The sequence below is a fragment of the Paraburkholderia hiiakae genome (assembly GCF_904848665.1).
GTDB lineage: Bacteria > Pseudomonadota > Gammaproteobacteria > Burkholderiales > Burkholderiaceae > Paraburkholderia > Paraburkholderia hiiakae.
Window position 1 is genome coordinate 864,335 of sequence record NZ_CAJHCQ010000001.1, and the last position, 11,976, is coordinate 876,310.

Sequence of the window (11,976 nt, forward strand, 5' to 3'; positions counted from 1 at the left end):
CCGTCGCTAGATCGTTCCCATCAACACCAGCACGACCACCACGATAACGACGATGCCGAGTGTGCCCGAAGGCGCGTAGCCCCACGAGCGGCTATGCGGCCACGCTGGAAACGCGCCAATGAGCAGCAGGATCAGAATGACCAGAAGCAGGGTGCCGAGCATGACGCCTCCGAAAGTCGAATGTTAGTGCCCGGCTTACCGCAACCGCCGTGCCCGCACCCGTTTAGTTAATTTTACTAAACATACAAGTTTGCGTTTATTTCATTGTTTACTGGTATTTACCTGGAATTCATGGCGTAGATTCGGGTTTTTGGAACATATTTTTACTATACAATCGCCGCACACCTGACCACTCCCGGAACGCTCACCGCGCTCACCGCTTGCCAGGAATCATGGGGACAACCATTCGTGACGTCGCGCAGGCCGCCAACGTGTCGATCGGCACCGTGTCGCGCGCGTTGAAAAACCAGCCGGGTCTTTCCGAAGCCACGCGCGAACGCATCGTCGAAGTCGCGCGCGCGCTCGGCTACGACTGCGCGCAACTGCGCCCGCGCATTCGCCGGCTCACCTTCCTGCTCCACCGCCAGCACAACAACTTCGCGGCGAGCCCGTTCTTCTCGCACGTGCTGCACGGCGTGGAAGACGCCTGCCGCGAACACGGCATCGTGCCCGCGCTGCTCACGGCCGGTCCCGCCGACGACACCGTCCAGCAGTTGCGCCTGCACGCGCCCGATGCCATCGCCGTGGCGGGTTTCGTCGAGCCGGAAATGCTCGCCGCGCTCGTCGCGCTGCAACGGCCGCTCGTGCTGATCGACCTGTGGGCGCCGGGCCTGCGCTCGGTGAACATCGACAACGCGGCGGGCGCCGCGCTCGCCATGCAGCATCTGTTCGAGCTGGGGCGGCGGCGCATTGCGTTCATCGGCGGGTCGCTTGCGCACTACAGCATCGCGCAGCGCGCGCTCGGCTACCGGCGCGCGTTCTTCGAGGCGGGCCTCCTGTTCGACCCATCGCTCGAAACGACGATAGACGGCGGCCTCGATCCGGACACGGGCGCGTCGCTCGCCATGCAGCGTTTGCTCGATTCGGCGCGAGCCGCATCGCGCCCGCCGCCCGACGCCCTGTTCGCCTACAACGACGCCGCCGCGCTCGCAGCCATGCGCGTGTGCCTCGCCAACGGCCTGCGCGTGCCCGAGGACATCGGCATCGTCGGTTTCGACGATATCGCGGGCGCCACGCACGCCACACCACCGCTCTCGACGATCGCCGTCGACAAGGAAGCGCTCGGGCGGCGGGGCGTCGAACTACTGCTCGAAGAAACGCCTGCCACGAGCGAGATCCGTTTGCCGGTGCAGCTCGTCGCACGCGCGAGCACCTTGGGTGCGGCGTCATCGAATCTCATCGCCGCGCACGCTGTCCGTCACACTGCAAGCACACCACAGAGCGCCTGAGGCGCTCCGTTGAAAACACGTTGAAACTACGCTGAAGCCACGTCCAAGCCAGAAGAGAAAGCCATGACGATGACCGCCGACACCGCCTCCTTAGCCACCGCACACCCTGTCGCCGCGCCGGGCGTCGCGAGCTTTCGCGACCGCGGCTTCCTGCTCAGCCACGTGCAGGACACGCTGCGCTTCTACGCGCCGAACGTGCTCGATCCGTCGGGCGGCTTCTTCCATTACTTCCGCGACGACGGTTCGATCTACAACGCGCACTCGCGGCACCTCGTGAGCAGCTGCCGTTACGTCTTCAACTATGCGATGGCGTACCGCGAGTTCGGCGATCCGCAGCACCTGGAATACGCGCGCCACGGCCTGCAGTTCCTGCGCGAAGGCCACTGGGACCCGCAACTGCAAGGCTACGACTGGGAGATCGACTGGCGCGACGGCAAGAAGCGCATGCTCGACGCCACGCGCCACTGCTACGGCCTCGCGTTCGTGCTGCTCGCATACGCGCATGCGGCGATGGCCGGCATCGAGGAAGCACGGCCGATGATCGGCGCGACGTTCGATCTGATGGAACATCGCTTCTGGGACGGCGCGGCGGGCCTGTACGCCGACGAGGCGAGCGCCGACTGGATCGTCTCGGGCTATCGCGGCCAGAATGCCAACATGCACACGACCGAGGCGCTGCTCGCGGCCTACGAGGCGACGGGCCATCTCGTGTATCTCGACCGCGCCGAGCGCGTCGCGTCGAACATCACGCTGCGCCAGGCGAAGCTCTCGCAAGGGCTCGTGTGGGAGCACTTTCACGCGGACTGGTCGGTGGACTGGCATTACAACGAAGAAGACAGCTCGAATATCTTCCGCCCGTGGGGCTTCCAGCCGGGGCATCAAACGGAATGGGCCAAGCTGCTGTTGCTGCTCGAGCGTCACCGGCCGCTGCCCTGGCTGCTGCCGCGCGCGATCGAACTCTTCGACGCCGCCATGGCGCACGCCTGGGACAACGATCACGGCGGCCTCTACTACGGCTTCGGCCCGGACGGCACCGTGTGCGATCACGACAAGTACTTCTGGGTGCAGGCGGAAACCTTCGCCACGGCGGCGCTGCTCGGCAAGCGCACCGGCAACGAGCGCTTCTGGGACTGGTACGACGAGATCTGGCGCTACAGCTGGGCGAATTTCGTCGATCATCGTTACGGTGCGTGGTATCGCATCCTCACCTGCGACAACCGCAAGTACAGTGACGAGAAGAGCCCCGCCGGCAAGACCGACTATCACACCATGGGCGCGTGCTACGAAGCGCTGAACGCGCTGCCTGGACGCGGCATGGCGCCGATCGTCGGCCGCGAGGAAGCCGCCGCTGGCGACATGACCGGCACGACCGGCCAGAACTAAATAGAGGAACACGACGATGAGCACCTGCAGCACCGGCCCGGACTTCTCGTCCGGCTTCCCGGCCTTCATCTCGGCCGGCGACATCCTCACCGATCTCGTGCGCACCCCTGCGCCCGAAGGCACGCCGCACAGTTCGCCGCCGGGCGCACCGGGCATGGACTCGCACTGGCGCGCACACCCTGGCGGCGCGGGCTGGAACGTCGCGCGCGCGGTCGCGCGCCTCGGGCTGCCGACGGCAAGCGTGGGAGCGCTCGGGGTGGACAACTTCTCGGATGAACTCTGGAACGCGAGCGTGGCCGCTGGGCTCGACATGCGCTTCATGCAGCGCGTCGAGCGCGCGCCGCTGCTCGCAATCGTGCATCAGACGCATCCGCCCGCGTACTACTTCATTGGCGATAACAGCGCCGACCTGGCCTTCGATCCCGCGAAGCTGCCCGAAGGCTGGCGCGCGCATGCGAAGTGGGCGCACTTTGGCTGCATCAGCCTCGTGCGCCAGCCGCTCGGCGAAACGCTCGCCACGCTTGCCGCCGAGCTGCGCGCGGCCGGCGTGAAGATCAGCTTCGATCCGAACTACCGCAACCTCATGGCGCACGGCTACGAGCCGATCCTGCGCCGTATGGCCGCGCTCGCCGATCTCATCAAGGTCTCCGACGAAGACCTGCGCATGCTGTTCGAAGGCAAGAGCGAGGCCGAAGCCATCGAAGCCGTGCGCGCGCTCAATCCGGCCGCCACGCTGCTCGTCACGCGCGGCGCGCAGGCGGCCACGCTCTACGTGGGCAACGAGGTGATCGAAGCGGCGCCGCCGCGCGTCGAGGTCGCCGATACGGTGGGTGCGGGCGACGCGTCCATCGGCGGGCTGCTGTTCAGTCTCATGAGCGCGCCGCAGCGCAACTGGCGCCAGCATCTCGCCTTCGCGCTCGCCGCGGGCGCGGCCGCGTGCCGCCGGCCCGGCGCGCATTCGCCGACGCTCGACGAAGTCGTCGCGCTGCTCGCCGACTGAAGGCACAAGGCGAGGCGCGTCGCCTGGCGTGTCGCCAGGCGCACTGCAAGGACACGGCGCGGTGCTGACACGAAAGCGCCGCGCCGGCGTCATATGCGTGTCCCGCAGCCGCGCGGGCAACGTGCTAGCATGGAATTTCCCTCTTGTTGCGGGCGAGGCGCGACGCTTGCGCGCTTCACCGTGCGCGGCCCGATCCACCCGGCCCGTCGAGGGGTTTCCTTCCGCGAGGAGCACGTTATGGAAGACGTCAGCTACACCAAGGGGATCTACACGGCCGTCGCCTCTGTGCGGCCCATGAACGCCGGCCAGTACCAGGGCCTGGTCTCCCTGGCGCGCGACGACGGCGAGGAACTCGAAAACGCGGTGTATGAAGTGGAAGCCGCATCGGGCACGCCGGAAGAAGCTCTCGAAGAAGCCAAGGCGCTGGCGCATCGCATTCTCGGCGAGCTCGAACTGTAAGTCGCGCGGGGTGAACCCAGCGCCCGTTCAGGGTCTGCTGGCAGCGCTACATGCGACGGGGGTGCTCTGCATGGGACCCGAGTCAGTGCTAAAGCACTAACTCTGGTCGACAGGAGGTTAGCCATGTCCGAACAGCTCTTTCTTTACGGCGTCTACGCCATTCACGTGCATCCCCTCGCACTGCAGGGTGCTCGCTGGGACGCCGAGTATCAGATCACGCATCGCGACAAAGCCGTGCAGCCGTGGGTCACGGTCGGCGGCAACGCGGGCTTCGATGCGCCCACGCAAGCCGTGGACGCCGCACGCCGCCAGGCCATCGCCGATATCGAACACGGCGCGGGCATTCCGAAGCCGCACGGGTTTCCGTAAGCCCACCGCTCGCCCCCGCGCTTTGCTGCCGCTCACTCCCGCCGCGCTGCGGGAGTGAGCGGCAGCGCATCGTCCCCGCATCGCTTTGCCAATACCTTCTTGCGGTACGCTTGACGTGTCGCCTTGCCGCGTTGCTTCGGCATTGCTACGCTCCCACTCCCTTTTCAGAACCGCCAGGAACATCATGACGTCGGAATCGCCGGAGCGCGTCGCAAACCACGAAGCGGCCCAGCAAGCCGAATCGGCGCCTCAGCCTTCGCCGGGCGTGGACATGGCCGCCTGCAAGGCCGAGTCACCCAGAGCAGGCAAGCCGGGCGTCAAGCGCGGCGCGCCGCGCAAGCTGATGGTGGGCTCGCGCGAAGTGCTCGTCTACGGCATGCCGCAGAGCTGGGGCGACTTCTACCACACGGCGCTCACCATGCGCTGGCTCACATTCTTCGCCTCGCTCGCAGCCCTCTTCCTGTTCATGAACGGCGTGTTCGCGTGCCTCTACCAGCTCGGCACCGCGCCCATCGCCAACCAGTACCCGAAGGGCTTTCTCGGCGCGTTCTTCTTCAGCGTGGAAACGCTTGCGACCGTCGGCTACGGCGACATGCATCCGCAAACGGTCTACGCGCACATGGTCGCCACGCTCGAAATCTTCGTCGGCATGTCGGGCGTCGCATTGGCCACTGGTCTGGTGTTCGCACGCTTCTCGCGCCCGCGCGCGAAGATCATGTTCGCGAGCCAGGTGGTGGTGCACCCCATCGAAGGCCGCATGACGCTGATGGCGCGCGCCGCCAACGCCCGCCAGAACGTGATCGCCGAAGCGGGCGCGAAACTGCGGCTCATCCGTATCGAGACCTCTTCGGACGGCTTTCGCGCGCGGCGCATCCACGACCTCAAGCTCGTGCGCAACCAGCATCCGCTCTTCACGCTGGGCTGGAATCTCATGCACGTGATCGACGAGTCGAGCCCGCTCTACGGCGTCACGCCCGAGACGCTGGCCGAGCAGCACGCCACGCTCCATGCCGTGATCGAGGGCTCCGACGAGTCCACCGCGCAGACCATGCAGGCGCGCTTTAGCTGGTCGGATCGGCAGATCCGCTGGCAGTACCGCTACGTCGACCTGCTGAGCGACGAGAACGGCGTGAGCACGATGGACTACACGCACTTTCACGATGTCGTGCCATTCGACGGGGCGATACCTTACGTACCGATTACGATCTGACGGATTCCCCCGAAAGGTCGATCCAGACGGGATCGCAGCGGGGCAGGGAAAATCTCTCTCCAAATTCACCGGGCGTGGGCAGGCTCTCGCGCGAATAGCCGGTAGCGCCGGAGAGTTAGCAAAAAATTTCCGTCATTGGCGAGAAAGAATAGAGGCTCTTTCGCCGCCCTCTCAACAGGGCCATGCGAACGCAATAGCTTTGCATAGGATCGCAGTCAGTGCTTTGCATGGGCCCGGAGTAAGTGCTGAAGCACTAACTCCGGCCGACAGCTGAAGCGCTAACTGCGTTCGATAAACGGAGACTCCCCCAATGACCGCGCGCCCCGCGTTCGGCGACACCCCCTCGCCGCTTGATACGCCGCCTCTCGCTGATTACAAGCTCACCGACAACCTCACCGCCACGCGCGGCCGCATCTTCCTGACCGGCACGCAGGCGCTGATCCGGCTCGCGCTCATGCAGCGCGCGCTCGACCGCGCGCATGGTCTGAACACCGCGGGCTTCATCAGCGGCTATCGCGGTTCGCCGCTCGGCATGGTCGACCAGCAGGCGTGGAAGGCGAAGAAACTGCTCGAAGCCGCCGACGTACGCTTCCTGCCCGCCATCAACGAAGAACTGGGCGGCACGGCCGTGCTCGGCACGCAGCGCGTGGAAGCGGACCCGGAGCGCACCGTCGAAGGCGTGTTCGCGATGTGGTACGGCAAGGGACCGGGCGTCGATCGCGCCGGCGACGCGCTCAAGCACGGCAACGCCTACGGCTCGTCGCCGCACGGCGGCGTGCTGGTGGTGGCCGGCGACGACCACGGCTGCGTGTCGTCGTCCATGCCGCATCAGAGCGACTTCGCGCTGATGGCGTGGCACATGCCTGTGGTGAATCCGTCGAACATTGCCGACATGCTCGAATTCGGCCTGTATGGCTGGGCGCTCTCGCGCTACTCGGGCGCGTGGGTGGGCTACAAGGCGATTTCGGAGACGGTGGAATCGGGCTCGACCGTCGATCTCGATGCCATCAAGACCGACTGGCAAGCGCCTGAAGGTTTCACGCCGCCACCGGACGGCCTGCATAACCGCTGGCCCGATCTGCCGAGTCTCGCCATCGAGCAGCGTCTGGCGGCCAAGCTCGACGCCGTGCGCCACTTCGCGCGCATGAACAGCATCGACAAGTGGATCGCGCCGAGCCCGCACGCGAACGTGGGCATCGTCACCTGCGGCAAGGCGCACCTGGACCTGATGGAAACGCTGCGCCGACTCGATCTCACCATCGAGGATCTGGATCGCGCGGGCGTGCGCATCTACAAGGTGGGCCTCTCGTTCCCGCTGGAGATGTCGCGTATCGACGCGTTCGTCGCCGGCCTCACCGACGTGCTCGTGATCGAAGAAAAAGGCCCGGTCATCGAGCAGCAGATCAAGGACTACCTCTACAACCGCAAGGAGGGCGCGCGCCCGACCGTGATCGGCAAGCACGCCGAAGACGGCACGCTGCTGCTCTCCGAGCTTGGCGAGCTGCGCCCCTCGCGCATCCTGCCCGTGTTCGCCGCGTGGCTCGCGAAGCACCGTCCCGCGCTCGACCGCCGCGAGCGCGTGGTGGATCTCGTCGCGCCGCAAATCCTCTCGAACGCCGCCGACGCCGTGCGGCGCACGCCCTACTTCTGCTCGGGCTGCCCGCACAACACGTCGACGAAGGTGCCCGAAGGCTCGATCGCCCAGGCCGGCATTGGCTGCCACTTCATGGCTTCGTGGATGGAGCGCGACACCACGGGCCTCATCCAGATGGGCGGCGAAGGCGTCGACTGGGCCGCACACTCGATGTTCACGAAAATGCCGCACGTGTTCCAGAATCTCGGCGACGGCACTTACTTTCATTCAGGCATCCTTGCGATTCGCCAGGCTGTAGCGGCGAAGACCAACATCACCTACAAGATCCTCTACAACGACGCCGTGGCGATGACGGGCGGCCAGCCCGTGGACGGCAGCATCTCCGTGGCGCAGATCGCGCGCCAGGTGGAAGCCGAGGGCGTCTCGCGCTTCGTGGTGGTGAGCGACGAGCCCGAGAAATACGACGGCCATCACGGCCTGTTTCCGAAGGGCACGACGTTCCATCACCGCAGCGAACTGGACACCGTGCAGCGCGAACTGCGCGAAACGCCGGGCGTGACCGTGCTGATCTACGATCAAACGTGCGCCGCCGAAAAGCGCCGCCGCCGCAAGAAGGGCGAATTCCCCGATCCGGACAAGCGCCTCTTCATCAACGAGGAAGTGTGCGAAGGTTGCGGCGACTGCGGCGTGCAGTCGAATTGTCTTTCGGTCGAACCGGTGGAAACGGAACTGGGCCGCAAGCGCCGCATCGACCAGTCGTCGTGCAACAAGGACTATTCGTGCGTGAACGGCTTCTGCCCGAGCTTCGTGACCATCGAGGGCGGCAAGCTCAAGAAGGCCGCTGGGGCCGCGTTCGATCCGCAGGCGCTCGCCGCGCGCGTGAAGGCGCTGCCGGTTCCGGCCACGCATCTGGACAACGCGCCGTACGACATCCTCGTGACGGGCGTGGGCGGCACGGGTGTCGTGACCGTGGGCGCGCTCATCAGCATGGCCGCGCATCTGGAAGGCAAGAGCGCTTCAGTGCTCGACTTCATGGGCTTCGCGCAGAAGGGCGGCTCGGTGCTGTCGTTCGTGCGCTTCGCCGCGACGGATGCGCTGCTCAACCAGGTGCGCATCGACACGCAGCAGGCCGACCTGCTGCTCGCCTGCGACATGGTGGTGGGCGCGAGCGCCGACGCCCTGCAAACGGTGCGGCACGATCGCACGCGCATCGTCGTGAACACGCATGAGATTCCAAATGCGTCGTTCGTGCAGAACCCCGAAGCCAACCTGCACGCCGATGCGCTACTGGCGAAGATGCGGCACGCGGCGACCCATGGCGCAACACCTGCGCAAGATCCGCTCGCTGCGTGCGATGCGCAGGCGCTCGCACAGCGCTATCTCGGCGACACGATCGGCGCGAACATCGTGATGCTTGGTTTCGCGTGGCAGCTGGGCCTCGTGCCGGTTTCTTTCGCAGCGCTCACGCGCGCCATCGAACTGAACAACGTGGCCGTGCAGGCGAATCTGCTCGCGTTCTCCATCGGCCGCATGGCCGCCGCCGATCCCACCGCGCTCGAAGCGCTCGAGACGCAACGCGCGGCGGCCGCCAAGGCTACGGCGCGCAAGCTCACGCAAACGCTCGACGAACTGATCGCCGATCGCGAAGCGCGTCTCCTGGCCTACGGTGGCGCGAGCTACGTGAAGCGCTATCGCGCACTGGTCGATGCCGCTCGCAGCGCGGACAAGACCGCAGAAAACGCGCTCGCGCGCGCCGTCGCGACCACGTTCTATCGGCTGCTTGCCGTGAAGGACGAATACGAAGTCGCGCGCCTGCACGCCGACCCGGCGTTGCGCGCCGCGCTCGAAGCGCAGTTCGAAGGCACGGCGGGCAGCGATTTCACCGTGAAGTTCAACCTCGCGCCGCCGCTCATCGCGCGTGAGAAGAACGGCCAGGCTCCGCGCAAGATGCAGTTCGGCCAGTGGATGTGGAGCGCGTTCGGGCTGCTGAAGAAGGGACGCAGCGTGCGCGGCACATGGCTCGATCCGTTCGGCAAGACGCTGGAGCGCCGCATGGAACGCGCACTCGCCGGCGACTACGAGGCGACGCTGCGCGGTGCGTTCGCCAGCCTCACCGCCGAAAACGCCGACGACATCGCCAGGCTCGCCAACCTGCATCAGCGTGTGCGCGGCTATGGGCACGTGAAGCTCGCGAACCTCGCGGCGGTGAAGCGCAGCGAGCGTGAACTGGCTGCGCGCCTTGCCATCGAGGTGAAGACAAGCGCTGCGGTGCAAGAAGCCCTCGCGTCGTTCAAGGGCGCGGGCGCGTTACGCGGCATCCCGGTGGTGGTGGCGAAGTAAGATGAAGTGAAGTCAGGAAAGCGCGCGCCGTTCATTTGAATGGCGCGCGCTTTTTTATGGGTCAGGCGTCGAGCAGGGTTCGCACGCGCCGCACCTTGTTTTCGTCGACAGGGGCTAGGCCCTTGCCGTCAACGCGCACGCCGGAGCCGAAGTGAACCGCGTGCACACGCGTCGCGCCCACGAACCCGGCTACGCGATCGAGCGTCAGTCCCGCGCCCGCGAGGACCGTGCAATGCGTGTGCGCCGCACGCTGCACGAGCGTTTCGATTTGCGCCTGCGCATCCAGCACCGAAGGCTTGCCGCCCGAGGTGAGCACGTTCGTCACGGCTTCGAAACCGAGCAACACCTCGAACGCTTCCCGCAGATCGCGCGCTTCGTCGAACGCGCGATGAAACGTGAGCGGCATGCCGTCGGCGGCGTCGATCGCGCGCTGCAAGCCGTCGCGATCCACTTCATGCGATGGCGTGAGCATGCCGATCACGACCGCATGCGCGCCCGCCAGCTTCGCGGCACGCACGTCGCGCAACATCACCGCATAGTCATTCGAATCGTAAATGAATGAGCGGCTGTGCGGCCGCACGATCACGTTCACGGGAATTGTCACGGCCTCGACCACGGCTTCAATCATGCCGATGCTCGGTGTGAGGCCGCCCTCGCCCATCGCGGTCACGAGTTCGAGACGATCCGCGCCGCCGCGCGCGGCGGCTTGCGCGTCGGCGACCGTGGTCGCGATGACTTCCAGCACCACCCGTTCACGCTGTTGTGTGATTGGCATGTTTGCGCGCCATGTCGTTTAAGAACACGACATGATCGCAGATGCCTGCCTACTCGAACCAGTCGATATCGCCGCACAGCACGCACAGGCGCTCGCCCACCTGCACCGTCATGGAAAGCGTCATGCACGGCAGCGCCTCGTTGATCGACAGATACGGTCCGGTCACGTGCACGCGCCCCGGCGAAACGAGCGCCGTGCGGAAGTACGGCCTGCGCAGCCAGCTCGCACCTTGTGCGTCTTCCAGCGGCAGAAAGCGCGCATCGCGCTCCGCGCGATCGACGCGCAGCACGACGTTGCGGCCCGCCTGCCTGCCGTTCGAATCGAGCAGATAGCAGCGCGCCGCGTGATCTAACGCGAGGAAGTTCCAGCACACCTCTTCCATCGGCTCGCCAGCGGAAAGTCGTTCTGCCGCGCGCTCGAATGCACGCAGGTAGGGCGCGAGGCGATGGGTCTCGCCCCGCTCGCGCGTTTCGGTCTGCTGACGAAAACGCTCCGTCGCTTCGGCGATCACGCCTTGCACCTGCGCGGCGTCGGTGAGCCCGGGCGCGGGCCGCGCGAAGAAAAAGCCCTGCACGAAGTCCGCGTTGCACGCGAGCGCGAGCTGCGCCTCGTGTTCCGTCTCCACCCCCTCGATCAGCACGAGCTTGCCCGCGTCGTGTAGCAACGCCACGAGCGCGGGCAGCGTCGCGGCCATGTCGGCGCGATGCTGCGCGTGCATCAGCATGATGCGGTCGAGCTTGACGATATCGGGGTTGAGCTGCCACACGCGGCCAATATCGACGTTGCCCGCGCCGAAGTCGTCGAGCGCCACCAGAAAGCCGCGCTCGCGAAACGCCGCCACGGCCTGCGCGAGCGCGTCGAGGTCCGTCGCTTCATCTTCCAGCACCTCCAGCACCACACGCCGCGGCGCGATATTCAGCCGCCGCAGGTTCGCAAGCAGCGCCGCCGAGTGATACGCCTCGATCAGCGTGCCCGGATGCACGTTGAGAAAGAGCCACTCGCGCTCCGCGCCCAAGAGCGCGAAGTTCTCCAGATGCAGCCCCTGGGCGAGCCGGTCCACCAGCAACGCTTCGCCCACGCGCGCGGCGTCGCCGAACACGTCGAGCGGCGACACCGGGCGGTCGAGTGGATCGTGCGCGCGCAGCAGCCCTTCGTAGCCCACCGCACGCATGTGCGAGAGGCTGAACACCGGCTGGAACACGCTCGTAAGCGTGAGGTCGCCGTGATGTGCGCTGTAGCGCTGCAGCCCCGAAGTGACGCTGAGATCGAAGCCGTGAGGGGCCACGGCTGTTTTGTCCTGTTGCTCTGTGATCATGCCATCCTCTAGCGCGTAGGAAGGACGCCGCCGTCCGCACAACCTTTGCACGGCCTGCGCGTTCCTCCGTAGCCTGCTTTTCA

Annotated in this window: 10 protein-coding genes; 7 read left to right on the forward strand and 3 right to left on the reverse strand. The window is 66.2% G+C overall.

The features are described 5' to 3' along the window. Positions 1 to 6 precede the first annotated feature (6 nt). Complete coding sequence (locus JMY28_RS03760; RefSeq protein WP_042296285.1) at positions 7 to 162, reverse strand: DUF3309 family protein; 156 nt, start codon at positions 160 to 162, stop codon at positions 7 to 9. 230 nt (positions 163 to 392) lie between these two features. Between JMY28_RS03760 and JMY28_RS03765 the strand changes: the two genes are divergently transcribed. The 7 genes from JMY28_RS03765 (at position 393) to JMY28_RS03795 (ending at position 9,803) form a co-directional block, all read left to right on the forward strand. Then, a complete protein-coding gene (locus tag JMY28_RS03765; RefSeq protein WP_201694538.1) occupies positions 393 to 1,448 on the forward strand; it encodes a LacI family DNA-binding transcriptional regulator in 1,056 nt (351 codons plus the stop codon). Positions 1,449 to 1,511: 63 nt separating this feature from the next. After that, complete coding sequence (locus tag JMY28_RS03770; RefSeq protein WP_407945461.1) at positions 1,512 to 2,831, forward strand: AGE family epimerase/isomerase; 1,320 nt, start codon at positions 1,512 to 1,514, stop codon at positions 2,829 to 2,831. A 16-nt stretch (positions 2,832 to 2,847) separates the two neighbouring features. Further along, the gene (locus tag JMY28_RS03775) at positions 2,848 to 3,831 is read left to right on the forward strand and encodes a carbohydrate kinase family protein (RefSeq protein ID WP_201694539.1); all 984 of its coding nucleotides are present in this window, start codon (positions 2,848 to 2,850) and stop codon (positions 3,829 to 3,831) included. Between the two features lie 237 nt (positions 3,832 to 4,068). After that, on the forward strand, positions 4,069 to 4,290 hold the full coding sequence (locus tag JMY28_RS03780; protein ID WP_028201740.1) for a hypothetical protein: 222 nt from the start codon (positions 4,069 to 4,071) through the stop codon (positions 4,288 to 4,290). Positions 4,291 to 4,413: 123 nt separating this feature from the next. Continuing rightward, positions 4,414 to 4,659: a hypothetical protein gene (locus tag JMY28_RS03785; RefSeq protein ID WP_201694540.1), complete on the forward strand. Its 246-nt coding sequence runs from the start codon at positions 4,414 to 4,416 to the stop codon at positions 4,657 to 4,659. A 271-nt stretch (positions 4,660 to 4,930) separates the two neighbouring features. Beyond that, positions 4,931 to 5,869 (forward strand): ion channel, encoded by a 939-nt coding sequence (locus JMY28_RS03790; RefSeq protein ID WP_201694612.1) that lies wholly within the window; start codon positions 4,931 to 4,933, stop codon positions 5,867 to 5,869. A 310-nt stretch (positions 5,870 to 6,179) separates the two neighbouring features. Continuing rightward, positions 6,180 to 9,803, forward strand: a complete 3,624-nt coding sequence (locus JMY28_RS03795) for an indolepyruvate ferredoxin oxidoreductase family protein (RefSeq protein WP_201694541.1) — start codon at positions 6,180 to 6,182, stop codon at positions 9,801 to 9,803. A gap of 61 nt (positions 9,804 to 9,864) precedes the next feature. On the opposite strand, the gene JMY28_RS03800 is transcribed toward JMY28_RS03795, so the two are convergent. Continuing rightward, positions 9,865 to 10,578 carry a copper homeostasis protein CutC gene (locus JMY28_RS03800; protein ID WP_201694542.1) on the reverse strand — a complete coding sequence of 238 codons (714 nt, stop codon included), beginning with the start codon at positions 10,576 to 10,578 and terminating at the stop codon, positions 9,865 to 9,867. A 49-nt stretch (positions 10,579 to 10,627) separates the two neighbouring features. Next, a complete protein-coding gene (locus JMY28_RS03805; protein WP_201694543.1) occupies positions 10,628 to 11,893 on the reverse strand; it encodes an EAL domain-containing protein in 1,266 nt (421 codons plus the stop codon). Between the last annotated feature and the right edge of the window lie 83 nt (positions 11,894 to 11,976).